Here is a 26,911-nt window from a genome sequence, read left to right as displayed (position 1 = left end):
ATGGCCGCCAGAGCGCAGCTTACCAGATCGCACCCGCCTCGGCGGTCGCCGGCGCGGCAGCCTCGACGTACAGCCTCCCATCGCCAGGCGCAGCCTGAATGCCTGGCGTCACGAGCGGCCTGGACGTCGGCACCTGCGTCCGCCCGGGAACCGACGACGCGCCACGCACAAGGCAGCCGCCTGGCGCTCCAGTACGGAACAGGACGGGCAAGCCGGCTACTGACCGCCCTGGCGCAGGGCCATGATCGCCTGGTTGCGCAGGGTCTTGAGCGCGGTCAGCACCGTCTCGCCCAGCGTCACGCCACCCGGCAGATCGAGATAAAAAAGCCCGAGTCGACGTCCACCGGCGGTCAACGGCAACACCATGAATCGTTCGCCGCGCAACAGTCCGTCCAGTTCGGCGGGCAGATATCGCGCAGCGGGCCGTCCCGCTCCGGCCGATTCCTGCACCACGATATCCTTATCCACCGAAAGCCCCAGCGCGATGACATCGCGCCGTTCGCCAGCACGCGGCAGTTTCAACCCGAACAGCGCATCGGCCCGGTCGCCCAGCACGAGCCGCGCGGTCACCTGTGTGCCTCCCGCGTCGAGCAGGAACAATACCGCATGCTCGGCCCCCGAACCGCGATACATGGTTTCGAGCACGCTCTGCAGCAATTCCGCCAGATTGAATGTATCGACCAGGCTGGCCGTCACCTCGTTGACGCCCGCCATCAGCAGCCCGAGGCGCTGCTCATCGGTCATCTGCAGCGCCGTGGGGGCGTCGAACGCTTCGGCTGCCGCCTGCGGTGGCGCCTCCGCGGCGACCTGCCGCTTCGAGAGCGCCCACGCAGGCAGACTGATCCCCGTACCCGCGACGAAGACCCGCAGATCCTGGCGCGAAGTCTCGATCAATTCGTTGATCTGTGGCCGCTTGAGTGTGAGCGCGGGCTGGAAGCGCTCCGCCAGGCGGTCGAGCCGTCGGCCGCCATCGCGCTCGCCGCCGGACGCGACTTCCTGACTGAGTTCGTTGGCGAAGGCGCAGACCATGCGCAGACGGTCTTCGTCAGACCCGGGTTTCTTGACCACGCCATCAGGGACCGGCGTGAGCGTCTGGATCATGCCGGCCGGAAAGTTCCACTCCTTCAGCACCGCCTTGCCGATATGCGCATAGTCGACGCCCAGCACCTCGCGTGCCGCGCCGGTTTCCGGCACGCGCCGCCGCTCGGCCGCCAGCCGTATGTCCGCATGCTCCTCGGGAAAGTAGTAGATCACCAGCAGCCTGCCGACCGTATGCATCAGGGCGCAGATGAAGACCTGCTCGGCATCGAGGTTGGTGTATCTTTCAGCCATGGATTTGGCCATCAACGCGCTGTGCAGCGCCGCGACCAGGCCTTCGATCAGCTGCCGATCCTGCCCGCTGTCCTTGAGATTCTCGAACAGGATCAGGCTGAGTGCGGCGGTGCGGACCCTGTCGAAACCGAGGATCATGATCGCCCGGCTGACCGTGCGGATGTTGCCGCCAAACTGGCCGTAATAGCTGGAGTTGGCCAGTCGCAGCAGCTTCTGGGTAGTCGCATAGTCCTGCAGAACGACATTGGCCAGCTGTCCCACGCTACGGTTGCTGGACTCCGCGGACAGGCGGTTGATTTCCTGAATGGCGCGCGAGAAGCCGGGAAAATCCGGCTTGCGCTTGATGCGGCGCAGCATGAAATCCAGGCCGCTGCCTCGGCCGGCTTCGTATGCCACCTCGCCGAAGGCCGCGAGTGCACGCCGAAACTCGCCGGCATCGGCGTAGCGGTCCTCCGGCGCAGGCGCCGTCGCGCGCAGCACCAGTTGATCGAGACGCGCATCGCCGCTGCCGGCGACACGGGATGGCGGATCGAGCCGGCGTTGCACGATGGCGCGGCGGATCGCCTCCTGCGATTCGCCGGTAAAAGCCCGCTTGCCGGTCAGCAGCTCGTAAAACAGGACGCCCAGGGCGAAGACATCGGAACGCGCATCCACCTTGTCGCCCTTGACCTGCTCGGGCGTCAGATACGGCACCGAACCCCATTGCAGATTGGCATCGGTCACCGCCGCCGCCGGCATGGCGATGCCGAAATCGGTGACGCGGGCACGGCCGTCGCCACCGATCAGCACATTGGACGGCTTGATGTCGCGGTGCAGGATGTCGGCCGCATGCGCCGCCTCCACGCCCGCGAGCACGTCGAGCATGATGCCCGGCGCCTCATCGGCGCGGTACGGGCCTGCGCGCAACCTTTCCGCGAGCGAGGCGCCCTCGACGTATTCGAAAATCAGGAACACGCCTTCGGGGTAGCTCCCCGCCTCGAACAGCGGCACGATATTGGGGTGTTTGAGGCCGCCGACGATGCGCGCCTCGCGCATCAGCCATTCGCCGGCGCGCGTATCGCCCAGGGCATCCGCAAGCACGGTCTTGATCGCCACCAGACGCTCCAGACGCGGATCGTAGGCCTGGTAGACGGCGCCCTGCGCGCCCTTGCCCAGCACGCCTTTGACCTCGAAGCGATCGATATTGGAAGGTATTCTCACGGTGCCCACGCAAACCTCGTCCCTTGGCGTCATCGCCGCGCGGCCCTGCGCGAGGCGTTCCCTGCCATGCGTTATTGGCCGTTTCCGGCGCGCCCTCAGCCCTGCGTGCCATCATCGGCGCTGGCCACGCGGTTGCGGCCGCTCCGCTTGGCTTCGTAGAGCGCGGCATCTGCCTGACTGAGCGCACGGTCGATGGTCGCGACATTGCAGTCGACGGCCGACACGCCGATGCTCACGGTCAGATGGATCATCCCGTCCGGTGTCGTCACCGGCGTGGCGGCGACCGCCTCGCGCACGCGCTCGGCTGCATCGACACCCCACTCCGCGCTCATCTCGGGCAGCAGGATGGCGAACTCCTCGCCACCGATACGCGCTGCGATATCGTATTCGCGCAAACAGCGGCCGATCGCCTCGACGACCGAGTTTAACGCGTTGTCGCCGACGGCATGACCGAAACGGTCGTTGATCTGCTTGAATTCATCCACATCGAGCAGCAGCAGCGCAAGCGGTGCGCGCTTGCGTCGCGCGCGCAATATCTCGCGCTCGGCCAGTTCGAAAAAGCTGCGCCGATTATGCAGCCCGGTCAGGGTATCGGTGCGTGCCAGACGCTGAAGTTCGCGCTCGATCCGCTTGCGCTCGCTGATATCGACCAGACCGACGAAATAGACCGTCTCGCCATCATACTCGGTCCGCACCGCCGTGAGCATGGTTTCGATCGTCTTGCCGTCGACGGTGCGCAGATGCACGTCCGCGCCTTCCACCGCCCCCTGCGTGCGCAGACGTGTGATGACCTGCTCGCGCTCGCGCAGATCGACGTAAAAATCCGGCGTGCGCAGATCGCTGATCTCCCCCGGCTCCACGCGCAATAGCAATGAAGCCGCATGATTCATGCGCAGGATCGCGCCATCACGGTCCCGCGTCAGCACCAGCGGCACGGGGGCGACCTCGAACAAATGTTTCAGGTTGTCCTCGCTCTCGCGCAGACGCGCCTCCACAAGCTTGCGGTCCGCGATCTCCTGCCGCAGCTCGGCATTGAGCGACTGCAGAGCCTGTACGGTCACGTATTCGCCGCGCTGGCTGCGATTGATCAGGCGCACGAAGAATGTGCCCATCAGATTGCTCAGCAACAGCAGCAGCACCGGAATGGTCAGTTCGATCGATGTCGCCTCGAACGCGATTCGGAAAATGACCAGGAACGCCACGCTGAACACCCAGGGGATCAACAGCTGCCCCGTCGACAGGTTGGGCAGAAAGATATAGAAAACGGTGACGATGGCCAGCATGCTCATGGTGTGGAAGACGATGCTGCCACCGTGCAGGAAAACCACGCCCAGAAAACCCAGCGCGAGGGCGAGCTCGAACGCCAGCATGCTGAACACGGGCAGCGCCCGGTCGCGCTTGCCGTTATAGTGCGCGCGCGCCGCCAGCCATAGTCCCGCGGCCATGACCGCCAGTCGATCGACGAACAGCCAGTGATAGGCATTCGAGTCGCCGAGCACGGCATGGTCGTACAGCAAGGCGACAAAGTAGAGAATGCCGCCGAGTAGACCAGCCGTGATCAGACGTCCATTGAACCAGCCATGATGGGATCGCCTGAAATCCGCTTCCAGCCGCCCGTCGGCAAAGCCGCCGACCAACGAATAGACCGGGTCCCGCTCGGGCGCGTCGCGCCCTCGAACAGGCGGTTGTCCTGTCACCTGCCGCGTCATGGGTGGCCGACATTCCCTTTTCTTAGGTGCCGCGAGCAAGTGCCCGCCGCCATGACCCAAGCATATGACACACCCGGGCGCTTCGCTTGCGCCGCAGCGCTGCGGACGCCACGCACAAAAATATGGACACGCACGCCGCAATGATTATCATGCGGCGCGAGACCCGTCCGGCAGGCACCGGGCGCGCGGGCGCAGGCGAATCCAACCGACTGACGGACCCACCGCCCCATCGCGCTGCGCGTGGATGCGGCATGCCCGCACACGATGGCCGGACGGTCCCCTTAAAATTTCCCAGCGGTCAACCGGCAGGCTGTCAAACCTATGAGCGAAAATCCGATATGGTGCGGTTACTTGGAGGCGGGTAGCAAAAGCACGCCCGTGGTGCTGGATCAGCGCCTGAATACGGGCAAGCCGGACACCGTCTATCTCTTCAACCATTCGCGCAACGCCTTTCTCGAGTACAAACGCGAGATCGTCGACGCCAAACTGCGCGAACTCAGCGACGGCGAAGCCGACGTCGGCGCCCTCAAGGCGGCCTTTGCTGACGCGCGCAAGGAATTCCGCCCGCGCGTCAGCCGCGCTCAGGCGATCGCCGAAAGCTCGGAAAAGGCGGCAAAGCCGGCCCGCGAGGAACCGCCGGAAGACGACATGGACGAACTGGTCGTCGCCGGCGACGAGCCGGATACGGATGCCGACGAGGACGAAGACGACTGGGGTGAGGAAGACGAGGACTGACAGGCTCTGGCGTCACGCTCAGCCCGGGCGATAGCGCAGGTCCAGAGTGGTCGGCAGATAGGGATTGGGCGGTTCCGGCGACGGCACGCCGCCACCCGGCGAATGCCCCTCCGCGCGGAAACGCGCGATGCGGCGCGACTCCGCCTCGTTGGCGTTCACCGGATAACCGTCATAGTTGCGTCCGCCCGGATGAGCCACATGGTAGGTGCAACCGGCCACTGCGCGGGCATTGAAATCGTCGATCAGATCGAACACCAGCGGACCCTGTCGCGGGATGGTCGGATGCAGCCCGGAAGGCGGCTGCCAGGCCTTGAAACGCACTCCGGCCACGTATTCTCCGACCACGCCGGTCGACGTGAGCGGAACGTGGCGGCCATTGCAGGCCACCCGGTAACGCCCCTCCGGCAACCCGCTCACCCGCAGCTGCACGCGCTCGACGGAGGAATCCACGTAACGCGCGGTGCCGGTAGCCGTGACCTCTTCGCCCAGCACATGCCAGGGTTCGAGGGCGGCCCGCAGTTCCATGGCGATACCGTTCCACTGGACCGTTCCGTAATGCGGGAAACGGAATTCCAGAAACGGCGCGAACCACTGCAGGTCGAACTCAAAGCCCCAACGCTGCAGATCCTCGATCACCGAACGCAGATCCGACCAGACGAAATGGGGCAGCATGAAGCGGTCGTGCAGACCGGTGCCCCAGCGAATCGGCCGCTGCAGGTAGGGATGTTCCCAGAAGCGGGCGACCAGGGCGCGCAGCAGGAGCATCTGTACCGCGCTCATGCGCGGATGCGGCGGCATCTCAAATCCCCGGAACTCAAGCAGCCCGAGGCGGCCGGCCGGACCCTGCGGCGAAAACAGCTTGTCGATACAAAATTCCGCGCGATGGGTATTGCCGGTGATGTCGGTCAGCAGGTTGCGCAGCAGACGATCCACCAGCCAGGGCGCCGGGGTTTCGCCGGACGGCAGCTGCTGCAGGGCGATCTCCAGCTCGTAGAGACTGTCGTCACGCGCCTCGTCGATGCGCGGCGCCTGACTGGTAGGCCCGATGAACAAGCCGGAGAACAGGTAGGACAGCGCCGGATGATGCTGCCAGTATACCAGCAGACTGCGCAGCAGCTGCGGCCTGCGCAGCAGCGGGCTGTCGGCCGGCGTGGCGCCGCCGAGGGTGACGTGATTGCCGCCGCCGGTGCCGGTATGACGGCCGTCGAGCATGAATTTTTCCGTGCCGAGCCGGGTCTGGAAGGCTTCCTCATAGAGCGAGGTGGTCAGGTCGACGAGTTCATCCCAGCGCGCGGTCGGCTGCACATTGACCTCGATCACGCCGGGATCGGGCGTCAGCTTGAAACGGGCCAGGCGGGAATCTTCCGGCGGCTCGTAGCCTTCCACGATCACGGCCTGAGACAGCTCTGCCGCGACCGCCTCGACGGTCGACACCAGCGCCAGGAAATGTTCGGCATGGCTCAGCGGCGGCAGGAACACGTGCAGACGGGCATCGCGGACTTCGACGCAAAGCGCGGTATGGGCGATCGGCGTTTCGTCACCCGCCCACTCGTCGGCGTCCGCGGGTTCCGGCGCGGACTCGTCCACCGCGCGGTCGGGCGCATCGTATCGTTGCGCCACCTCGCCCATCGCCGCTCTCAGATCGGCCCGCGGCTCGAAGGGATCGCGCGTCGCTGGCGGTTCGCGCCGCGCCGGTTCGACCCAGGGCAGCGCATCCAGCGGCAAGCGGAACCCCATCGGCGAATCGCCGGGCAGCAGATACATCGCAGCGGCGCGAAAGCGCCAGCGGGACGAGCGCCAGCACGCGGCGACATCGTCCCAGCGCAACGGCAGGGCGTAGCCAACCGGTTGCGACAAGCCCCGCGAGAGCACTCGGGCAAGACGCTTGCGCGCGAGCGGGTCGTCCAGCGCCGCCGACTGCGGGTCCAGGTTGTCGGGCATGCGCTGCTCGGCGTGCAGGTAATGGAAGGCGTCCTCGTAACCGGCGGTCACGCAGGTATCGTCGAGGCCAAGGCGACGCGCCAGGCTGATGGCGAAACGTTCCGCCTGCGCGAGATCCGCCGTGCCGGGCGCGCGTTCGTCCGCCAGCCAGCGCGGGTCTCGCCACACGGGCTCGCCATCGCGCCGCCAGACGCAGGTCAGCGCCCAGCGCGGCAAGGGTTCGCCCGGGTACCACTTGCCCTGCCCTCGGTGCAGCAACGCACCCGGCGCGAAGCGCGCCTGCAGACGTTTGAACAGCGCATCGGCAAGCCGTCGCTTGTCGTCGCCCAACGCGGCCGTGTTCCACTGCGGATCGTCCATGTCGTCGACCGACACGAAGGTCGGCTCGCCGCCCATGGTCAGGCGCACATCGCCGCGCTCGAGCTCGGTGTCCACCGCCCGCCCGAGGTCCATCACCCGCTGCCACTGCGCTTCGCTGTACGGGCGGGTCACGCGCGGATCCTCGTGGATCCTCACCACCTCGTTGCGATAGGCGAATTCGGTCTCGCAAGGATCGGTCGCCCCCGTCAGCGGCGCCGCATCCTCAGGGGTCGGCGTGCAGGCAAGCGGGATGTGGCCCTCGCCGGCGAACAGCCCCGACGTGGGATCCAGGCCGACCCAGCCGGCGCCGGGCACGTAAACCTCAGCCCAGGCATGCAGGTCGGTGAAATCCTGCACCGGCCCGGAGGGGCCGTCGAGCGCCTTGACGTCGGCCGTCAGCTGGACGAGATACCCCGAAACGAAACGCGCGGCCAGACCCAGATGCCTCAGGATCTGCACCAGCAGCCACGCCGAATCGCGGCAAGAGCCGCTGCGCAGGCCCAGCGTCTGCTCGCAGGTCTGTACACCCGGCTCCATACGCACCAGATAACCGATGTCGCCCTGAAGACGCCGATTGAGCGCGACCAGGAAGTCGACCGTCGGCATCGGGTCGCGCGGCACCGCCGCCAGCCATTCGCGCAACAGCGGACCGGACTCCGTCTGCTCCCGGTAGGGCGCCAGCGCCCTGGCAAGATCGTGGGCGTAGTCGAAAGGCCATCGCTCCGCATAGGCCTCGAGGAAAAAATCGAAGGGGTTGATCACCGTCATTTCGGCGACCAGCTCGACGGTCACGGCCAACAGACGCGTCTTCTTCGGGAACACCAGTCTGGCCTGAAAGTTGCCGAAGGGATCCTGCTGCCAGTTGATGAAATGATCCGCCGGCTCGATCTTCAGCGAGTAGCTCGGGATGGATGTGCGGGCGTGCGGCGCCGGCCGCAGGCGGATCACATGCGGGGTCAGTTCAACCGCGCGGTCGTAACGGTATTCGGTGTGATGATGAATCGCGACGCGTATGGCCATCGTCAGGTCACTCCTTTCAATCGCCCATACGCACTACGGCGCCGGATGGCGGTCAGTTCTGCGTGGGTGCGACTACGGATTTCTTGCGGCCACGGCCTCTTCGCGGGCGCCGCTCGGCCGGCACGGCCTGGAAGTAGGTGGCCGCGATGGCATCGTGCAGACGACCGAGCTTGAGCTGCACAAGGTCCACGAAGGCATGCACCGCATCGTCGTCCATGCGGCCGACGCGGCGCTTGCCGATGCGCGCCGCCAACGCGTCGATCTCCGCGGTCAGTGCCTCGCTACGGGGCAAGTGGCCGATCGCCGCCGCCGCCTCGCCGATACCGTGCAGGATCGAGCGGGGAAACTGGCGCTCCTTGAACAGGAACTCGAGCACCTCGCGCCGGCGCACCGGCGCCTGCACCTTGAGCCAATAGGCTTGGTAGCCGGAGATGGAACGCAGCAGGGATAGCCACTGGGCATGCCGGAACGGCTCTAGCTCCGCGCTCTGCACGTCGGGATGCGCGGGCGCGGTGCGCACGTCAACGATACGCGTGGTCATATCGGCGCGTTCGAGATTGCGACCGATGCGCAGGAAGTCGTAGCCCTCGTCGTGCAACATCGAGCCCGCCAGCAACCCGGTCACTTGCTGCGCGGCCGCGATCACTTCGCCCAGTTTGTCGTAACGGCGGCTGCGCGCCAGCCCCGAAGGCAGCTCGGCCTTGGCCTTGAGGTAGAGGTCGTTGATGCGCTCCCAGCCCTCGCGCGGCAGCGCGTCCCGGATGGTACGCGCATTCTCCCGCGCGGAATGCAGCGAGCTGAGCAGGGACCCCGGATTTTTTTCGTCCGCCACCAGGAAACGGACGACATTGCGCTCCGAGGCCTCGTTGTAGTGTTCCGCGAACTGTTCGCTGCTGCCGGTGATGTCGACCAGCGGCTGCCAGCCCAGCGGCACGCGCCTCGGCAGATCGAGCAGCAGCAGCGTGTTGACGTTGACCAGCCGCGCCGTGTTTTCGGCCCGCTCCAGATAACGGCCCAGCCAGTAGATACGTTCCGCAACCCGCGACAGCATCCTCAGCTTCCCTCCGTGTCGACGATCCAGGTGTCCTTGCTGCCGCCACCCTGCGACGAATTGACCACGGTGGACCCCTTGCGCAGCGCCACACGCGTGAGGCCGCCGGTGGTGACGTAGGTCTTCTTGCCGGAGAGGATGAAGGGCCGCAGATCGAGGTGGCGCGGCTCGACGCGATTGTCGACCAAGGTCGGCGCGGTGGACAGCGTCAACATCGGCTGGGCCATGTAATTGCGAGGTTGCTTGCGGATCAGTTCGGCGAATGCCTCGCGCTCCTTACGGCTGGCCGCCGGCCCGACCAGCATGCCATAGCCGCCGGATTCATTGGCCGGCTTGACCACCAGCTTGTCCAGATTGGCAAGCACGTGGTCGCGCTCGCTCTTGTTGACGCAGAGGTACGAAGGCACGTTGGGCAGGATCGGATCCTGATCGAGATAGTAGCGGATGATTCCAGGCACATAGGTATAGATCACCTTGTCGTCCGCCACGCCCGAGCCCGGGGCATTGGCGAGCGCGACCTTGCCCTTGCGCCAGGCGCGCATCAGCCCCGGCACGCCCAGCTGAGAATCCGGCCGGAACACCTCGGGATCGAGAAACTGGTCGTCGATCCGGCGGTAGATCACGTCGACGCGCGACAGGCCTTCGATGGTGCGCATGTAGACGCAATCGTCCTCGCCCACCAGCAGATCGGACCCCTCCACCAGCTCGGCGCCCATCTGCTGGGCAAGGTAGGCGTGCTCGAAGTAGGCCGAGTTGAAAATGCCCGGCGTGAGCACCACCACCTCAGGCTGCTTGACCCTACGGCGAGACAGCGCCGAAAGACAGTCGTAAAGCTGGGCAGGGTAATCGTCCACCGGCAGGATGCTGGAGTCCTCGAACAGCTCGGGAAACACGCGTTTCATCACCTGCCGGTTCTCGAGCATGTAGGAAACGCCCGAGGGCACGCGCAGGTTGTCCTCCAGTACGTAGACCGTGCCGTCGCTGTCGCGGACCAGATCGGAACCGCAGATGTGCGCCCACACCCCGAGCGGCGGGTTGATGCCAATGCACTGCTCGCGGAAATCGCGCGAATTGGCGATCAGCTCGCGCGGCACGACGCCGTCCTTGAGAATGTGCTGACGGTGGTAAAGATCGTCGATGAACAGGTTCAGCGCCTGCACGCGCTGCTTGAGTCCCCGCTCGATAAGCTCCCATTCGGCGCGCGGAATCACGCGCGGCACGACATCGAAGGGCCAGGCCCGGTCGATGGAGCCGTCTTCTTCGGAATACACGGTGAAGGTGATGCCCATGGTCCGTATCGCCAGCTCGGCTGCGGCACGGTGTTCGGCCAGTTCGCGGTCGTCAAGCCCGCCGAGGAAGCGGCACAACGCCTCGGCGCCGTTGCGGGGTTTTCCCGGTTTTTCGATCAGTTCGTCGTACAGCCCATCGGTTACATAGCGCTGCCATTCAATCGCCATGCACAAGCTCCTTGTGAGATGATGCGCCGGCGACTTGCATCGGGCGATTCCCTCCGCAATATTCCACCCTGTCCGGCACGTGTCTTCGATTGGCTACGGCACACGCGACCCTAGCAGGCATGGGATGCACCATGACGGTGCGCAGAAGCACTTGCCCGGTCACCGCCATACTCCAATATCAACAGAGCGCCTGCCATGACGTACTGCCTCGCGATCAAGGTTAACTCGGGGATGGTTCTGGCCTCCGACAGCCGCACCAATGCCGGCATGGACCACATCAATACCTACTCCAAGATGTATGCATTCGACATGCCAGGCGCAAGATCCTTCGTGTTGCTGAGCGCCGGCAATCTCGCCACCACCCAGGCGGTGATCAATCTGATCGAACGCGATCTTGAGCAGGACGCCCCCACCAGCCTCAACACCGTAGCACATCTGTTCGAGGCTGCGGATTACGTCGGCAATCTCAGCTGCGAGGTCCAGCGACGCCATTCCGGCGGCAGCCAGCGCAGCGGCGTCAATCTGGAAACCACCTTCATCCTAGGCGGGCAAATCGAGGGCCAGGCGCAGGAACTGCTGCTGATCTACCCGGAAGGCAACTACATCGCCGCCCCGCCGTCCAAGCCCTATCTGCAGATCGGCGAAATCAAATACGGCAAGCCGATCCTCGACCGCGTGGTGCGGCCGGAAACCAGCCTCGGCGACGCCGCGCGCTGCGCGCTGGTTTCGCTTGATTCGACCATGCGCAGCAACGTTTCCGTGGGCGCCCCCTTCGAACTCGCAATCTACGAGGCCGGCACGCTGAGTCTCGGGCACCGCATGCTGCTCGACGTGGACGATCCGCTGTACATCGACATCCAACAGATCTGGAACAAGGTGTTGATCGACGGCATCAACGCGCTGCCGCAATTCGACTGGGAAGCCGGCTTGCAGGCGCCTTCAGCCGGCGGCTGACGCCGCGATGAGGCGGTGTACCAGGGCAATCTTCTCCACCGCCTGGCCGGTCAGGGTAAAGGGGTAGGCATCGGGCTGACCCATGCTGCGGTTGAGCGCATTGAGCGTCTGGGTCAGCTGGTGCCAGTCGGCCAGCAGATCGTAGAGATCGGTGGTGGCATCGAGGGTCGCCTCCAAGGAGCGCACGGGCCGCCCATGAATGGCCAGTTCGTAGTCGCGGGCCATTTCGAGCGTATCGACCAGATGCAGGTAATGCGCCCAGGTTTCCGCCCAATCCTCCCAGGGATGCGCCGCCGCATAGGCGCTGACGTGGCGACTGGGCCAGTCCTTGGGGGGGCCTGCGGCGTAGTAGCGCGCGAGCGAACGCGCGTAATCCTCGCGCTCATCCCCGAAAAGCGCTCTGAAAGGCGCCAGCCACTCGCTGGTCGCGACCAGACGGTACCAGTAATAGTGTCCGCTTTCGTGGCGGAAATGCCCCAGCAAGGTGCGGTACTGCTCGTTCATCGCCTCGCGGACGCGTTCACGCGTACTGGGATCGGCCTCCGCGAGATTGATGGTGATGGTGCCGTTGAGGTGGCCGGTGTAAATCCGCCCGCTGCCGCCCTCGTCGTTGAATTCGAGACTGTCGTCCACGTCCTCGAGAAAGGCGAAGGCCAGCCCGTGCGCGGGATCGGCCGCCTTGCCGAACACCGGAAGGCCGAGCCGGTCCAGGGTGTAGATCAACCTGCGCTTGGCCTTTTCGATACGCAGCCAGGCCTGGCGATTGCCGGGCTTGGCCAGATTGGGAATGGCTTCATTGAGCCGGCAGGCACGGCAGAAAACGCCGTCGTCCGTTTCCGCGATCATCCAGTTGCAAACATTCTCGACCGCATAATGACGGCACTGGCGATAACGCCGGCCACGAAGGCCTTCGAGATCGGGGCGCCAACGGCCGTCGCCCAGCGCAACCAGCGGCGAGAGCATCCCCATATCCGGCAGGTAGCCGAGCACCTTGCCGCAGGTCAGGCAACGCGTATTTTCGAAATAAAGGCGATTGCCGCAACTACAGGAAAAGGTCTTCATCGCCGTGCCACCTCTAACCGCGGGACGCACCCGATCGGCCGCACACGCCATCGGCCGGGCAAGCGCCTATCCTGCCGCAGACGGTCCGCCCCGGCCAACGCCGAGGCGGACTCCGGCATCAGGCCCGGCGCTGGCGCGCGCGCGGGCCGGGTTTGCTACCGGCCGCCTGCGGGCGACCACGCTCGCCACGCACCGGCTGCCCACCCTGAGGCGGCCTGCGGCGACCGACCTTGTTGCCCGCGCCGCGCTTGGCGGGCGGCTTGCCCGAGGCGCGATTGGGATCGAAGGCCGATTCCGGCTCGAAACCGTCGACGGTATCCACGGTCAGCGGCATGTTGATGAGACGCTGGATCGCGCGAAATTGATCCGATTCGTCCACGCAGACCAACGACAAGGCCTCGCCGCGCTCCCCGCCGCGACCGGTACGGCCGATGCGATGCACATAGTCCTCCGGCGTATCCGGCAGTTCGTAGTTGACCACGTGCGGCAGGCGGTCTATGTCCAGGCCGCGGGCGGCCACATCGGTAGCCACCAGCACGCGCACGGACTGGCGCTTGAAATCCTTGAGCGCACGGGTGCGCGCGCCCTGGCTTTTGTCGCCATGGATCGCCGCGGCCGTCAGGCCGTCCTTGGCGAGACTGACGGCCAGGCGGTCGGCGCCGCGTTTGGTGCGCGTAAACACCAGCACCTGGCGCCAGTTGCGCGACCCGATCAGATACGACAGCAGCTCGCGCTTGCGTGCGTGGTCCACCAGATATACCGACTGGCTCACCGCTTCGGTGGTGGCATTCGCGCGCGCGACCTCGATCGCCTCGGGCTCGTGCAGGAAACGCCCGGCGAGCTGGCGGATCGGGCCAGCAAACGTCGCCGAAAACAGCAGGGTCTGACGCTTCGCGGGCACGCTGCGCAGAATGCGCTCGATGGCGGGCAGGAACCCCATGTCCAGCATGCGATCGGCCTCGTCGAGCACCATGATCTCGACCTTGGACAGATCGACGCTGCCGCGATCGAGATGATCCTGCAGACGTCCCGGGGTCGCCACCAGGATATCGACGCCGCGGCGCAAGGCCATGATCTGCGGCTGGATACCCACGCCGCCGAACACCGCGAGACTGCGCAGCGGCAGATGGGCGCCGTATACGCGCACGCTGTCCTGCACCTGGGCCGCCAACTCGCGCGTCGGCGCGAGAATCAATGCGCGGACGCGCCGCGGGCCGCCCTGAGCGGCCGCCGCCAGACGATCGAGCAGCGGCAGCGTGAAGGCGGCAGTCTTGCCGGTACCGGTCTGCGCGCCGGCCATGAGATCCTTGCCGCGCAGCACCGCGGGGATGGCCTGGGCCTGGATGGGGGTGGGGCTTTCGTAGCCCTGCTCGGTGACGGCACGCAACACGGCGGCCGACAGGCCGAGATCAGAAAATGTCATGAAGCACTCCTTGAAGGAAAAATCGCCAAGGCATGGCCGGTCGCGGGGCGACGGCCTGAATACGGGTAATCGGGGAATGGCCCTGGCAGAAGGCAGACCGCGACCGGTTTGACGGTACCGGCCTGGTGCTTCGCCAAACGGGCGAGAGACTGCTGGTACGCGCGACACTGGGTCAACATCGTGTCTCGACAAACGGGATCATTGTAGCACGGCCCACGCCAAACCGCGCATGCGCCGCCACGGCCGTCAATAATTAGCACAAATGGCTCACATTTGTTTCATAATCAAGCCATAACGCCCAATAACACTCGCTACCGAGCCGACATCCAGAGCGACGCACGTGCCCGCAAGAATTGCCGCAAGTCTTGGCCTATGGCTGCTTTGCCTGCTGCCCGCCTGGGCGGCTGGACCGCCCAGCGTGGCCTTTTTCTACGGACAGCACCCGCCGGTCGACGTCCTGCATTCATTCGACTGGGTCGTGGTGCAGCCCTACGCGGACATCGACCCGCGGCAAAGCGATACTGCCCATACGCGCTATTTCGCCTACCTCTCGCTGGGCGAGGTGGACAAGTCCTCACCCGAGGCGACCGCCCTCCCCACGACCTGTCGCCTCGGCACCGACGCGCCGTGGAACAGCTGGATCGTGGACCAGGCCCATGCCGAGTGCCGCCGCTTCTATCTGGAGCGGGTTATCAAGCCCTTGATCGCGCGTGGCTTCACGGGTTTTTTTCTGGACACGCTCGACAGCTACCAGCAGGTGCTCACCCAACCCGCCGCGCAGGCCGCCTACCGCAAGGGGCTCATCGCGCTTATCCATGCAATCCACGAGCTGGCCCCCAACAGCCAGCTGATCCTCAACCGCGGCTTCGAACTCCTGCCCGCATTGCGCGACGACGGTGTCGTCGGCGTGGCCGCCGAATCGCTCTACCGCGGCTGGGATCAGGCCACGGGGCAGTACGTCGACGTGCCGGCGGAAGACACCCGCTGGCTGCTGCAGCGTCTCCAGGCCGTACGGCATGAGGGGCTGGTCCCCATCGCCATCGACTACCTGCCGCCCGACCAGCACCAGCAGGCCGAAAGCGACGCCCGCCGCATCGCGGCCGACGGCATCGTGCCCTACGTCACCAACGCAACACTCGACATCGTCGGCACCGGCGCCATCCGCGTGCTGCCACGCCGGGTGCTGCTGCTGTACGCCGGGCACGAGGACATGATGCACAACAACGCCAATTGGTATGCGGCCATGCCGCTCAATCACATGGGCTATGCCACATATTCGCTCGACGTGACCCTGGACCCGCTGCCGCAGGGCCCGCTGACCGGGCAGATCGCGGGCATCGTCACCTGGTTCAACGCCGACAGACTCAAAAATGCCGGCAAGGTCTACGCCTGGCTGCGCCGCCAGATGGCGGCCGGCGTGCCGGTCCTGATTCTGGGAGAATTCGGCTTCCCGATGGATGTCCCCCATCTCGCGCCGCTGGGCCTGGAGGCCGGCACCGCGCCGAACGGGCTGTTCAAGGCCAGCATCGCGCACGCGGACCCTGATTTTGTCGGCTTCGAGAGCCCGGCCCTGCCGAACGCGCCCGATTTTCAGCCGCTGCGCCTGGCGAAAGGGCGCCCGCTACTCGACATCGCGGTCGACGGGCACCGGGAAACCGCCGTGGCCATCACGCCCTGGGGCGGATACGCGCTTTCGCCCTACGTCGTGCAAACCCTGCCGCAGGGCAGCCTGGCGAGCGACATGCGGCAGAGCAGCTGGGTGATCGACCCCTTCCGCCTGTTCGCGGCCGCGCTGCGCCTGCCGCCCATGCCGGCACCCGACACCACCACCGCGAACGGCCGGCGCCTCCTGTTCGCCGAAATCGACGGCGACGGCTTCGCCTCCGGCTCCTGGGATTATCGCTACCGCGACCAGCTGGCCTCGAAGGTGATTCTCGATCAGGTGCTCAAGCGTTACCGCGTCCCCACCGCGGCCTCCGTGATCGCCTCGGAATTCGTCGACGATGGACTCTATCCGGCCGCCGAAGTCGCCCGCCTGCGTCCGGTGGCGCGCGAGATATTCAGCCTGCCGTGGGTCGAAATCGGCTCCCACACCTACTCCCACCCCTTCGACTGGTCCGCGCTCGAGCGCGACCCCGGGCTTTCGGCCGGCCTGCATCTTGGCAAACAGGGCAACGACGCGCGCGACGAACGCGGCTACGTACGGACCGACAACCTCAAATACGGCTACAACCTCCCGGTACCCGGCTACCGGTTCAGCCCCAAAATGGAGGTCGACGGTTCCATCGACATCATCAACCGCCTGCTCGCGCCGCCCGGCAAGCGCGTACGCATCATGCAATGGTCGGGCGACACCGACCCCGATGCCGAAGCGCTCTCGCTGGCCTACGCCGCCGGCGTAATGAACATCAACGGCCTCAACAGCACCATCGACCGCGCACGCCCCTCGCTGACCAACGTCGCGCCGCTCGGCGTCTGGAAGGGCGATCATTTCCAGGTCTTCGCACCCGATGCCAACGAAGACACCTACACCAACGGCTGGCAACCGCCCTACTGCGGCTACCGCAAGGTCATCCAGACCTTCGAGATGACCGACAAGCCCCGCCGGCTCGGCCCCATCGACATTTACTATCACTTCTATTCCGGCGCGCGCGCCTGCGCACTCGAATCGTTGCACATCGTCTATCGCTGGGCACTCGCGCAGAAGACCACGCCGGTCTTCCCGTCCACCTATTCGCATATCGCACTCGGATTCGAACACGCCGCGATCGCGCGCGACGGCGACAGCTACCTGATCCGCAATTACGGCATGGACCGGACGCTGCGCATTCCGGTTTCCATGGGCTACCCGGACATGGCTGCAAGCCGCAACGTCGCCGGCTTCGACGATCACGGCAAGGCCCGCTACATCCACCTGGGACCCGGCGGCGACGCCCGCCTGGTACTGTCCGCCCATCCGCCCGCCACGCCCTACCTGCGCAGCGCCAACGGGCTGACCGAACGGCTTGCCGTCGGCACGGGCTCGCTCAGGCTCAAACTCGCCGCAGTGGTCGCGCCGCTGGAGTTCACGCTGGGGCATGCGGCAGGCTGCAAGGTCGAGGTCGACGGGCGCCCCGCCAAGGGACAACGCCAGGGCAAATTCACGCACTATCGAATACCGCATGCCAGCGCCGATATCGCTACCGTCTGCCCAGCCCGCTAGGGAGCGCCTTGCCTCGCCGTGGTTCTCGGCGGGCCTGCTCATCGGCACGCTGGCGGCCTTCGTGTTCCTGTTCCCCAAGGCCAACCTGAATCGCCAACTGGCCAACGGGCACAACGTCAGCGCGGCGACGTTGATCTACCTGACGCTGATGACCCGCGCCAGCCCCAGCGACGTAGCCCTGCACACATTGCTCGCACGCAAGGCCCTTCAGGTCGGCGACCTGGCGCTGGCGCGGCGCGCGCTCGAGTCCTGGCCGGAAGCCTCGACCGACACGCCGGCAAGCGTGGCGCTGCTGCGCCTGGATATCCTTCGCGCCGCGCTACTGGCGGCGAAGCCGGGCACGGCGGCCCGGCAGCAGGCGATCACACGCTATCGCGCAGGCGTACTGCAAACCGCCCACCGACTTTCGACTTCCGAGCTGCTGGTGCAGGCGCACATAAGCCTGGGGTTCGGCCTGTATGAAACCGCCGCCGAACTCAGCGATGCCGCGCTGGTGCGTGCAACCACTCCCGGCGACAAGCTGCGTGCCCTGCATCTCGGCATCAACAGCCTGCTCGCTTCCGGCGATCCGAAAGCCGCGCTGCGCTTCGCCGTGCGCCAGGCCCGCCACATACCCGACGAAGCCGCCCTCTGGCACAGTCTGTTCCAACTGGGCATGCAGGCGGGCGAACCGCTGGAGGCCACTGACTACGCACGCCGCTGGTTCAGGCTCGCGAACTCTCCCGTCGAGCGCCGCCAGGCCTTCGACGGCCTCATCCACGCCTATCTTGCCGCCGGCAAACCGGGCGAAGCACTCGATCTCGCAGGCGCGCTGCTGCCCGACATCGTGCCCGACCGCTCGCTCTGGCGGCGACTGACGCGCCTCGCGCTGGCGGCCGATCGCCCCCATCTGGCCGCCCGCTATGCGCGCCGTCTGGTCGGGCTGCCGGAGCCGCGACCATGAGGCGCGCACCGCTGGCGCTGGCGCTGGCGCTGGCGCTGGCGCTAGGCGCCCCCGCGCTGCACGCCCAACCCCTGCCGTCCGCCGCCTACAATGCCGCGGATTGGCAACTCGCCTGGCAGGCCTTTCTCGGCAATGGCGACGTCGAATCCGCCTACCGGCTGGCGCGCGCCGCCGTCGCCGCACGGCCGCATAGCATCCTCTGGCACCAACGGCTGGCCGCCGCAGCGGAACAAAGCGACCATGCGCGGGATGCGCTGGAAGCCTACTACTGGCTGGTGACGCACGCCCACCGTCACGAATATCTCGGCAAGGCGCTCGGCCTGGCCGAAGGACTCGACGATCCGACACGCGCGATCCCGCTCATGCGTATCCAGCTGCGTGCGCGGCCGTACGACGAGCGTCTCTGGTCCGGCCTGATCGGCGAACTGCTCAAACTCGGCGACTACGCACGGGCGCTGCAGCTGCTGCAGGCGGCAGACCGCAAACACCCACGGCGCTTCTTCCTGTGGGAACAGGCCGTGCTCTACCACCAGAGCTGGGCGAACCCGAGCGCGAGCTGCGCACACTCGAAAGCTACAGCCGCCGTTACGGCCCCGAGCCGAAGGTCATGCTGCAGATCTCGACCCTGCTCTATCTGCGCGGCGATTATCAAGGCGCCTACGCCAGCCTGCAGGATGCCCGCCCCCTGGCCACGCCGCAGGACACCGCTTACTGGCGCACGCTGAGCGGTCTCGCCTGGCTGCTCGGCGACTACCGGGTGGCCGCCCAGGCCAGCCGGGTGCTCTACGACGCCGACACCGCAGAGCCCGACGATTACCGGCGCCTTTACCTCACTCAGCTGCACCAGGCACCGAAGCAGGCCTTCGACATCGCCCTAGTCGGCTGGCGCCGCACGCATCAGCCCGATCTTTTCCTCAATGCCGTGGCCGCCGCCGTCGCCGCCGGCAAACCGGCCTGGCTGACGCAAGCCTATGACGGACTCCCCGCCAACGAAATCGATCGACTGCAACGGCTCCCCGGCTACTGGACAGGACTCGCGGCGCTGCATGCCAGCCGCAACCAGCTGAATGCGGCGCAGGCCGCCTACGCTCGCGCGCTGGCGATCAGTCCCGACGACGACCAGCTATGGGCCGACGACCTGTGGATGCTCGTCGACCATCACGACAGGCAGACGCTTTCCGCACTGCTGCCGAAACTGTCCTCGAGCGCCGGCGACCACCCCACCTTGTGGTCGCCGATGGCCGCCGGCTACGCCCTTATCGGCCAGCCGCAACACGCCCTGCCGCTGCTCGACCGGCAGTGGTCGCGCCATGCCGGGGATCCGGCCTGGCTCGCGGCCTACGCGGACACGGCGCAACAGGCCGGCCATCCGCTAATCGCACGACGGCTGCGGCGCCATGTCTTCGAGCACCTCGCCGCTCGCCCCGACACCCCCGCTCACGCCAGCGCCATACAGCGGGACCGCTTGCTCGCATCCCTGGCCACCCAGCTGCTGCCCGGAGACCCTGCCCGCAAGTGGATCGCGAAGCTTGCGCGCCAGCCTCGCAGTGCGCAGGCACGCGCCGAGGTACTCGCATGGACCCTGCAGCTCGATACCGACGACAGCGCGCGGCTGTGGCGGCAGCAGGCATACGGCCCAAGCAACGCCCTGCCCGCATGGGCGCGCCTGTCACTCGCGCTCCGCGCCGACGATGCCTCGAGCGCCGCGGCCCTGCTGAGCCACGATCTCGACGCCCTGCCCGTGCAGGATGCCGCCAACGCCGCCTCGACACTCGGTTGGACGCCGCTGGCCACGCAGCTCTATTTCGACGACCTGCGCGACCGGTCGGACGCCTACGACGCGCTCTCCGCATTCCGCCCGCTGGCGTTGGCCGGCAGCGACCGCATCGGCACCGGCCTCGCACTGATGCGCGCAAGCGGCCTGAGCCTGATCGACACGCATCTCGCCACGCGCCATTGGCTGACGCCCGGGCTTGCGCTCGCCGGCCGCGTCGATCTCGGTGCGCAATCCGCCTACGACAACAGCCTGCTCGGCCCGCCGCCGACCGCAAGTCGGCAAGCCCAGCTGGCGCTGACCCGCACCCTGCGGCGCGGCAGCTTCTCGGCCAGCCTCGGCGGCGGGCGCAACCTCGCCGGCTATCTGACCGCCGGCGCCGGCTGGGAATACCGCTGGAGCCGGCGGCTGTCGACTACTGCCAGCCTCGCCTATGGCGCCACGCCCAGCGCCAGCGTACCGCTGCAGATCGGCGCCAGGGAGGATCGGCTGGAGCTGACCGCCAGCTTCGAACCGACCCCCCGCAACGCCCTGTACGGCAGCTTCCACACCGGCGAATACCGGGCACAGGGCGGCGGCTACCTGGGCGGCATCACCGCCTTGAGCCTCGACGTCGAGCACCGACTCTGGCTCTCGCCCCCCAGCCTGCGCATCAGCGCCAGCCTCAGCGGCGCGCGCTTCCGTCGCGCCGCACGGCTGCCCGCCCAGCTCGCGGCGCTGGTCCCCGCAGGCGAAACACCGGACGTCGGCTTCTTCATTCCACGCGACTACGCGCAGGCCTGCGTCGGTGGCGGCTTCAACGACCGTTACCAACAGGACTACACACCGCTCCTGCGGCCTTTCGCCAGCGCCAACGTGTGTGCCAACAGCGATTACGGGCCCGGTTATCTGGCCACTGCCGGCGTCGCCCTGCCCGTGGCCGGCCCCGACCATCTTGCGCTCAGCCTCCAGCTGGGCACCAACCTCGGCGCAACCGGCAGCACCACGCAAACGCTGACCCTGAGCTACCGCTACTATTTCAAACCAATCGACTGAACAAGGGATGCCCTCATGAAACCAAGAATCGTCGGTCTTTTGACGCTCTTCAGCCTGATTCTGCTCTCCGGCTGTGCGACATCCAGTCTTTACACCAGCCCCAAACCCACCACCGTGGCGGATACCGGCTGGGCCGTGCCCGCGCTGGTGAACAATACGGCTACGCCGTACGCCGGCGCACGCGCGCAACAGATGCTCGCGGCGCTGCTGGTCAGCCATGGCGTGCACCAGGTGCGGCTGCCGCCGCCGGCATCCGACAATGCCGCGCTCCCGCTGCACAATGGCGAGGCAGAACAGGCGGCCGCGCTGGCCTGGGCCCGCACTCAACATCTGCGCTACGCGCTGCTCGGCAGCGTGGACGAGTGGCGCTACAAGGTCGGGCTGGACGGTCAGCCGGCGGTAGGCTTCACGCTGCGGCTGGTGGATCTGGAAAACGGCCATACGCTGTGGAGCGGCACGGCTGCTGCCACGGGCGGCAGCCGCGAGGGCATCGCCGTGCTTGCGCAGAAGACCCTCAACCGGCTCATCGATCGTCTGCGGCCGCGATGAATCTGCGCCGCCGCCACACCGCGCGCCTGGGCCGGCTCGGCCCGGGACCCATCGCGGAAATTCTGCTGCTGCCGCTCGCGGCACTGTGGCTGGGCCACCTCCTGAGCCCGAACGCACCCTTCGATATCGGCGGCTTTCCCTGGCTGTGGCTGGCGCCGTTGCTCATCGGCCTGCGTTACGGCATCGGTCCGGCGCTGGCCGCCAGCGGCATCCTGGCCGTCGGCGGCCTGTGGCTGCCGGAACTCGGCCTCGGCAATCAGGCCATGGCCTTGCCCCAGATCGTCGGCGGCATGCTCGTCAGCCTGATCGGCGGTCAGTACGCCACACTCTGGCACGGCCGTCTGGGCCAGGCCGAGGCGCGCCTCTATTACAGCGAGAACCGCCTGGAATCACTGACCCGCGCCTTCTACGTCACGCGCATCTCGCACGATCGGCTGGAGGAAACCCTGATCACCCGGCCGGTCAGCCTGCGCGGGGCACTCGAAGCCGTGCGCACGGAACTGCAACACAACGGCTCGCACCTCACGCCCGAAGCCGGCCAAGCCCTGCTCCAACTGCTGGCGCACTACTGCCGCATCGAGTCCGCCTCGCTCTACGCCTTCGAGGGCGGGCAACTGAGCGCCCCTCCGCTTGCGCGGATTGGGCAGGACGGTGCGTTCAATGCCGACGATCCCTTGGTCGTGCTCGCGCTCGAACGCGAGGAAGCCGCCTACTTCAGCGTCGACCAGATCGTCGACGGGCTGGCGGGCGAATACCGGCTGGTGATACCGATCATCACCGCGGACGGTTCCCGCATCGGCCTGCTGGTGGTCAGCGACATGCCCTTGCTGGCCCTCGACGAGGAAAATCTGCTGACGGCAACCGCCATCCTCGAATATTTCGCCGACGAGGCAGCCGCCCAGCGGGATGCCGGCGGCTTGCTGAAACGCCATCCACGCTGTCCCGCCACCTTCGCGCACGAGCTGTACAAGATATGCCACCTGCGTGCCCGGGTCGGTGCGCAATCGACGCTGGTACTTTTCCGTCCGAAGGCCGCGCAACCGAATACCGAGCTGCTGCTGCTGATCCTGTCGATGCGGCGAGGGCTGGACCAGTACTGGCAGCACCCGCTAGCGGAGGATGCTCCCAGCCTGCTGGCCCTGCTGCCGCTGAGTGGCTCGGCGGGCGCACACGGTTTCGTGGCCCGCGTGGACGCGCTGTCGCAGGATCAATTCGGACTCTCGCTGAGCGACGCCGGCTGGGTCGCCGAGGTTCACCCCATCGAGACCATCGATCCCGATACGGTCCTGCAAGCCGTCCTGGGGCAGGATCCGACCGCATGAATGCCTCACTGCTGTCGCTGCACGACTGGCTGACGCCCAGCGGATCCACGGCGGGACCGCTGGTACTCGGCCTGCTGCTCATCAACACCTTGCTGAGCCTGCTGATCGCCCTGCCGGCAAGACGCCTGATTCCCGCGCGCCTGCGTGGACACCCCGTCATCGATTACGCCACCTTGACGGCCATGGGCACCCTGATCCCGATTTTGGGTCCGCTGCTGCTGCTCGTGATGCTGGTCGTGCTGCCCCGGCTGGAAAAATCGCGCGCACCGCAACAGCCAAACTACATCAGTTCGCCGGCGTTCGCCCCCGAAATCCCTAGTGAACCGAGTCATTTCGGCGTCGGCGGGGCGATCGCCCGTCTGCGCAATCTCGATCCAGGCTCCGCCCAGGGCGCGCGCGCGTTGATGGCGATCGAAAACCAGCGCAGCGCCAACACCACCGAACTGCTGCGCGAAGCCCTGCGCCACCCCGACGAACATCTTCGCCTGCTCGCCCACGCCCTGATCGACCAGCGCGAGTCGGACATCACCCGTATGATCCGGCGCCTCGAAGGCGTATTGCCGCAAACCCCCGATCACGCATCCGGGCCGCTGCGCCTCGAACTCGCGGAACTGCACCAGGAACTGCTTTACATGGGACTCGCACGGGAAGGCATGTCGAGGCATCACCAGGCCGCCTGCCAGCGCCATCTAGAAGCCGCGCGGGAAAACCTGGGCGACACGCCGCGCCTACTGCGCATCGAAGGGCGCCTGCTGCAGCGATCGCCGCGAGCCGAACGGACGGCCGCGACGTACGCGCGCGCGCTCGAAGCAGGCGCGCCACCCGGGCGCGTGCTGCCCTATCTGGCCGAAATCGCCTGGAGAAATCGCGATTACGCCGCCATTCGGGCGCTTTTCGCACGCAATTCCCTGTTCACCGAGTTACCGGTGGTAGGCCGGATCGCCGAGCGCTGGAGATCGAAGACATGAGCCGTGCGCAGCCGGAAATCGACGTCACACTGCTGCTCGAGGGCACCTACCCTTACATCAAGGGCGGCGTATCGAGCTGGGTGCACGCGCTGATCGGCAGTCTGCCCCACCTGCGCTTCGCAGCGGTGTTTCTTGGCTCGCGTCGACAGGATTACGGCGACATTCTCTACACCTTGCCGTCCAATCTCGTACACCTCGAAACCCATTTTCTGTTCAACCCGGACGCAGAGGGCCGCAATCCGATCAAGCCGCCGCGGCTACCCGCACACGCCCGCGAACAGATGGCAGCCCTGCACGAACGGCTGCGCACGACCGACGGCCAGGCGCTGTCGCCGGAGGCCTATCTCGACGATGACGGCGCATTCGGCGAACGAGCCTTCCTCTACAGCGAAGCCGCCTGGGACTACATCACCGAACAATACGAGAATGTGGCCGCAGAACCCTCCTTCGTCGATTATTTCTGGAGCGTGCGCAACCTGCATGCGCCGCTGTGGATACTCGCGAGGACCGCAGCCGCCCTGCCGCCCTCACGGCTGTTCTTCAGCCCGTCCACCGGCTATGCCGGATTCCTCGGCACCCTGGCGGCACAACGGCAGGAGCGCCCTTTCGTCCTCATGGAACATGGCATCTACACCAAGGAACGCCGCATCGATCTCATGAAGGCCGAATGGATCCACGACAGCCGCAACATCCTGCAGCGCGATCCGACCGAGATCAGCTACCTGCGCGAGTTGTGGGTCCGATTCTTCGAGGTGCTGGGACGGCAGGCCTACCGTAGCGCCGATCCGATCATCAGCCTGTTCAATGCGGCATCCGCCCAGCAGGTCAGGGACGGTGCCGATGCCTCGCGCTGCCGCGTCGTCCCCAACGGCATCGACGTCGAACGCCTGTCCCGTCTGCGTCGCGCGCCGGGCGCGCCGCCTCCTCCCGTCATCTGTCTGCTCGGGCGGGTCGTGCCGATCAAGGACATCAAGACCTTCATCCGGGCAACCCGCATCCTCTGCGACCGTCGGCCCGACATCGAGGCCTGGATCGTGGGGCCACAGGACGAGGATCCTGAATACACCGCCGAATGCCGTGAGCTCGCGGACGTACTCGATCTCGGCAATCACCTGCGCTTCCTCGGATTTCGCTACCTGGAGGACGTGCTGCCCCAGGTTGGGCTGCTGGTCCTGAGTTCGATCAGCGAGGGCCTGCCGCTGGCCGCCATCGAGGGCTTCGCAGCCGGCCTGCCGCTGGTGGCGACGGAGGTGGGCGCCTGCCCCGAGCTCGTCCACGGTCGACCGGACGAAAACCCGCCGCTCGGCACGGCCGGCCGCATTGTCGGATTGGCCGACCCCGAGGCCATGGCGGCGGCCTGCCAGGCACTGCTGGACGATCCCGCGGCCTATGCCGCGGCGGCGCGCGCGGCGGTGGCGCGCGCCGAACGCTATTACGACAAGACCCAGATGATCGAACGCTTCGACGCGCTGTTCCGCGAACGCATGGGAGACGATTGATGGCCGGCATTGGCTTCGAACTGCGCCGTCTCGCGGACAGCGAGACCTACCTCGGACTGTTGCGCGCCTACGCCTATGCCGGCGTCATCGGCTCCGGCCCCTGGGTGCTTTCGATTCTCGCCATCCTGATTCTCGGCTTCATGAGCCTCGGGGTCGTCATCCCGCCCGGCCTGATCACGCAGTTCCAGGTCAGCGTGACCTGGCTGATCGCCCTGAGCCTGATCTACACCGGCGGACTGCAGCTGCTGTTCACCCGCTATGTGGCGGATCGCCTGTTCGCACAGGAGCCGCGACGGGTCGTACCCAACCTGATCGGCCTGCTGTTCATCGCCCTGCTGCCCGCCTTCGTGCTCGCCATCGCCGCCAGCCTGTGGCTGCTGCCGGGCACCTCCGCCGCCTACCGGCTGCTGATGATCCTGGGCGGCCTGCTGCTATGCGTCATCTGGGTGCTGACCGTGCTGCTGTCGGGACTCAAGCAATACACCGCCGTGCTGACGCTGTATGCACTGGGCTACGGCAGCGCGGTGGCCAGCGGGCTGTGGCTGCGGCCCTGGGGACTGGAAGGCCTGCTCGCAGGCTTCGTCCTGGGACAGATTCTGCTGGCAGTCGGCATGTTCGCGCTGATCTGGCGCGAGTATCCCCCCACCCGTTTCGTCGAATTCGATTTCTTCCAGCCCGGCCGGCTGCACGCCTGGCTGTTCCCCGCGGGCCTGTTCTTCAACCTCGGCGTGTGGATAGACAAAATCATGTTCTGGCTATGGCCGGGCACCGGCAGCACCGTGATCGGCACCCTGCATGCCTCCGCCATCTACGACACCCCGATTTTCCTTGCCTACTTCACCATCATCCCCGGCATGGCGGTATTCCTGCTGCGCATGGAGGTCGACTTCGTGCACGCCTACGACCGCTACTACAACGCGGTCCGCAACGGTGGTGCCTTGTCCGCAATCCGCGATCAGCGAACGCAAATGGTCATCGCCGCCCGCGAAGGTCTGTTCGGAATACTCAAGGTGCAGGGCATGACGCTGCTGCTGCTCATCGTCTTCGGCGGCCACATCCTGCGGCTGCTCGGCATCTCCCCGCTGTTCGAACCTCTGCTGCTGCTCGATTCGCTGGGCGTCATGCTGCAGCTGCTCGTGATGGCAGGTCTGAACATCCTGTTTTACCTTGACCGTACCCGGGCCGCGGCCCTGGTCGCGCTGCTGATGTTCGGCTCCAACGCCCTGTTCACTGCCGTCAGCCTGATGCTCGGCCCCTACTTCTACGGCTATGGCTTCGCCGCCGCGATGCTGCTCACCGCGCTCGTCGCCCTGACGGTCACCGACCGCACGCTGGACCGGCTGAACTACGAGACCTTCATGCTCCGCTGACCCTG

At 66.4% G+C, this 26,911-nt stretch carries 18 protein-coding genes; 11 read left to right on the top strand and 7 right to left on the bottom strand.

Going from position 1 to position 26,911, the window contains the following annotated elements:
• Positions 1-216 precede the first annotated feature (216 nt).
• Both THPRO_RS13800 and THPRO_RS13795 read right to left on the bottom strand, forming a co-directional pair.
• Complete coding sequence (locus THPRO_RS13800; protein WP_161489992.1) at positions 217-2,541, bottom strand: serine/threonine protein kinase; 2,325 nt, start codon at positions 2,539-2,541, stop codon at positions 217-219.
• Between the two features lie 86 nt (positions 2,542-2,627).
• Complete coding sequence (locus tag THPRO_RS13795) at positions 2,628-4,241, bottom strand: GGDEF domain-containing protein (RefSeq protein WP_082954658.1); 1,614 nt, start codon at positions 4,239-4,241, stop codon at positions 2,628-2,630.
• A 321-nt stretch (positions 4,242-4,562) separates the two neighbouring features.
• Here THPRO_RS13795 and THPRO_RS13790 point away from each other — a divergent pair, with 321 nt between their 5' ends.
• Positions 4,563-4,976, top strand: coding sequence for a hypothetical protein (locus THPRO_RS13790; protein ID WP_038090858.1), 414 nt, complete (start codon positions 4,563-4,565; stop codon positions 4,974-4,976).
• 18 nt (positions 4,977-4,994) lie between these two features.
• On the opposite strand, the gene THPRO_RS13785 is transcribed toward THPRO_RS13790, so the two are convergent.
• The 3 genes from THPRO_RS13785 to THPRO_RS13775 are packed head-to-tail and all read right to left on the bottom strand — an operon-like array spanning position 4,995 to position 10,805.
• On the bottom strand, positions 4,995-8,297 hold the full coding sequence (locus THPRO_RS13785) for a transglutaminase family protein (RefSeq protein ID WP_038090859.1): 3,303 nt from the start codon (positions 8,295-8,297) through the stop codon (positions 4,995-4,997).
• Positions 8,298-8,349: 52 nt separating this feature from the next.
• Positions 8,350-9,348, bottom strand: coding sequence for an alpha-E domain-containing protein (locus tag THPRO_RS13780; RefSeq protein WP_065089767.1), 999 nt, complete (start codon positions 9,346-9,348; stop codon positions 8,350-8,352).
• A 2-nt stretch (positions 9,349-9,350) separates the two neighbouring features.
• Complete coding sequence (locus tag THPRO_RS13775; RefSeq protein ID WP_038090861.1) at positions 9,351-10,805, bottom strand: circularly permuted type 2 ATP-grasp protein; 1,455 nt, start codon at positions 10,803-10,805, stop codon at positions 9,351-9,353.
• A gap of 195 nt (positions 10,806-11,000) precedes the next feature.
• Here THPRO_RS13775 and THPRO_RS13770 point away from each other — a divergent pair, with 195 nt between their 5' ends.
• Positions 11,001-11,759: a peptidase gene (locus THPRO_RS13770; protein WP_065089766.1), complete on the top strand. Its 759-nt coding sequence runs from the start codon at positions 11,001-11,003 to the stop codon at positions 11,757-11,759.
• On the opposite strand, the gene THPRO_RS13765 is transcribed toward THPRO_RS13770, so the two are convergent.
• Positions 11,745-12,821, bottom strand: coding sequence for a zinc-binding metallopeptidase family protein (locus THPRO_RS13765; protein ID WP_038090863.1), 1,077 nt, complete (start codon positions 12,819-12,821; stop codon positions 11,745-11,747). The genes THPRO_RS13770 and THPRO_RS13765 overlap by 15 nt on opposite strands.
• A gap of 118 nt (positions 12,822-12,939) precedes the next feature.
• Positions 12,940-14,244 carry a DEAD/DEAH box helicase gene (locus THPRO_RS13760; RefSeq protein WP_038090865.1) on the bottom strand — a complete coding sequence of 435 codons (1,305 nt, stop codon included), beginning with the start codon at positions 14,242-14,244 and terminating at the stop codon, positions 12,940-12,942.
• A 340-nt stretch (positions 14,245-14,584) separates the two neighbouring features.
• Here THPRO_RS13760 and THPRO_RS13755 point away from each other — a divergent pair, with 340 nt between their 5' ends.
• Genes THPRO_RS13755 through pelG form a run of 9 tightly spaced genes read left to right on the top strand, consistent with a single transcriptional unit; the run spans position 14,585 to position 26,906 of the window.
• Positions 14,585-17,446: a bifunctional glycoside hydrolase 114/ polysaccharide deacetylase family protein gene (locus THPRO_RS13755; RefSeq protein ID WP_065089765.1), complete on the top strand. Its 2,862-nt coding sequence runs from the start codon at positions 14,585-14,587 to the stop codon at positions 17,444-17,446.
• The gene (locus THPRO_RS13750; RefSeq protein WP_065089764.1) at positions 17,406-18,389 is read left to right on the top strand and encodes a hypothetical protein; all 984 of its coding nucleotides are present in this window, start codon (positions 17,406-17,408) and stop codon (positions 18,387-18,389) included. The genes THPRO_RS13755 and THPRO_RS13750 overlap by 41 nt, the downstream gene beginning before the upstream one ends.
• Entirely contained in the window at positions 18,386-19,114 is a 729-nt protein-coding gene (locus THPRO_RS16855; RefSeq protein WP_038090869.1) for a tetratricopeptide repeat protein, read from the top strand. The genes THPRO_RS13750 and THPRO_RS16855 overlap by 4 nt, the downstream gene beginning before the upstream one ends.
• The gene (locus tag THPRO_RS13745) at positions 18,997-21,198 is read left to right on the top strand and encodes a tetratricopeptide repeat protein (protein WP_065089763.1); all 2,202 of its coding nucleotides are present in this window, start codon (positions 18,997-18,999) and stop codon (positions 21,196-21,198) included. Before THPRO_RS16855 ends, THPRO_RS13745 begins: the two co-directional genes overlap by 118 nt.
• Before the next feature lie 15 nt (positions 21,199-21,213).
• Positions 21,214-21,747 (top strand): hypothetical protein, encoded by a 534-nt coding sequence (locus THPRO_RS17065; protein ID WP_038090871.1) that lies wholly within the window; start codon positions 21,214-21,216, stop codon positions 21,745-21,747.
• Positions 21,744-23,069 (top strand): PelD GGDEF domain-containing protein, encoded by a 1,326-nt coding sequence (locus tag THPRO_RS17060; RefSeq protein ID WP_038090872.1) that lies wholly within the window; start codon positions 21,744-21,746, stop codon positions 23,067-23,069. Before THPRO_RS17065 ends, THPRO_RS17060 begins: the two co-directional genes overlap by 4 nt.
• Positions 23,066-24,037, top strand: coding sequence for a hypothetical protein (locus THPRO_RS13730; RefSeq protein ID WP_065089762.1), 972 nt, complete (start codon positions 23,066-23,068; stop codon positions 24,035-24,037). The genes THPRO_RS17060 and THPRO_RS13730 overlap by 4 nt, the downstream gene beginning before the upstream one ends.
• A complete protein-coding gene (gene pelF / locus THPRO_RS13725) occupies positions 24,034-25,536 on the top strand; it encodes a GT4 family glycosyltransferase PelF (RefSeq protein WP_065089761.1) in 1,503 nt (500 codons plus the stop codon). Before THPRO_RS13730 ends, pelF begins: the two co-directional genes overlap by 4 nt.
• Positions 25,536-26,906 (top strand): exopolysaccharide Pel transporter PelG, encoded by a 1,371-nt coding sequence (pelG, locus tag THPRO_RS13720; protein ID WP_038090888.1) that lies wholly within the window; start codon positions 25,536-25,538, stop codon positions 26,904-26,906. The genes pelF and pelG overlap by 1 nt, the downstream gene beginning before the upstream one ends.
• Positions 26,907-26,911: the final 5 nt, after the last annotated feature.

Source organism: Acidihalobacter prosperus (assembly GCF_000754095.2).
GTDB lineage: Bacteria > Pseudomonadota > Gammaproteobacteria > DSM-5130 > Acidihalobacteraceae > Acidihalobacter > Acidihalobacter prosperus.
Note: the sequence above shows the minus strand (reverse complement) of the source record. Positions and strands in the feature narration are given on the sequence as shown.

Bases quoted from the DNA above. Each gene is read 5' to 3' on its own strand.
- THPRO_RS13795 (WP_082954658.1), bottom strand. From the start codon at position 4,241: ATGACGCGGCAGGTGACAGGACAACCGCCTGTTCGAGGGCGCGACGCG.
- THPRO_RS13790 (WP_038090858.1), top strand. From the start codon at position 4,563: ATGAGCGAAAATCCGATATGGTGCGGTTACTTGGAGGCGGGTAGCAAA.
- THPRO_RS13785 (WP_038090859.1), bottom strand. From the start codon at position 8,297: ATGGCCATACGCGTCGCGATTCATCATCACACCGAATACCGTTACGAC.
- THPRO_RS13780 (WP_065089767.1), bottom strand. From the start codon at position 9,348: ATGCTGTCGCGGGTTGCGGAACGTATCTACTGGCTGGGCCGTTATCTG.
- THPRO_RS13775 (WP_038090861.1), bottom strand. From the start codon at position 10,805: ATGGCGATTGAATGGCAGCGCTATGTAACCGATGGGCTGTACGACGAA.
- THPRO_RS13770 (WP_065089766.1), top strand. From the start codon at position 11,001: ATGACGTACTGCCTCGCGATCAAGGTTAACTCGGGGATGGTTCTGGCC.
- THPRO_RS13765 (WP_038090863.1), bottom strand. From the start codon at position 12,821: ATGAAGACCTTTTCCTGTAGTTGCGGCAATCGCCTTTATTTCGAAAAT.
- THPRO_RS13760 (WP_038090865.1), bottom strand. From the start codon at position 14,244: ATGACATTTTCTGATCTCGGCCTGTCGGCCGCCGTGTTGCGTGCCGTC.
- THPRO_RS13750 (WP_065089764.1), top strand. From the start codon at position 17,406: ATGCCAGCGCCGATATCGCTACCGTCTGCCCAGCCCGCTAGGGAGCGC.
- THPRO_RS16855 (WP_038090869.1), top strand. From the start codon at position 18,386: ATGAGGCGCGCACCGCTGGCGCTGGCGCTGGCGCTGGCGCTGGCGCTA.
- THPRO_RS13745 (WP_065089763.1), top strand. From the start codon at position 18,997: ATGCTGCAGATCTCGACCCTGCTCTATCTGCGCGGCGATTATCAAGGC.
- THPRO_RS17065 (WP_038090871.1), top strand. From the start codon at position 21,214: ATGAAACCAAGAATCGTCGGTCTTTTGACGCTCTTCAGCCTGATTCTG.
- THPRO_RS17060 (WP_038090872.1), top strand. From the start codon at position 21,744: ATGAATCTGCGCCGCCGCCACACCGCGCGCCTGGGCCGGCTCGGCCCG.
- THPRO_RS13730 (WP_065089762.1), top strand. From the start codon at position 23,066: ATGAATGCCTCACTGCTGTCGCTGCACGACTGGCTGACGCCCAGCGGA.
- pelF (WP_065089761.1), top strand. From the start codon at position 24,034: ATGAGCCGTGCGCAGCCGGAAATCGACGTCACACTGCTGCTCGAGGGC.
- pelG (WP_038090888.1), top strand. From the start codon at position 25,536: ATGGCCGGCATTGGCTTCGAACTGCGCCGTCTCGCGGACAGCGAGACC.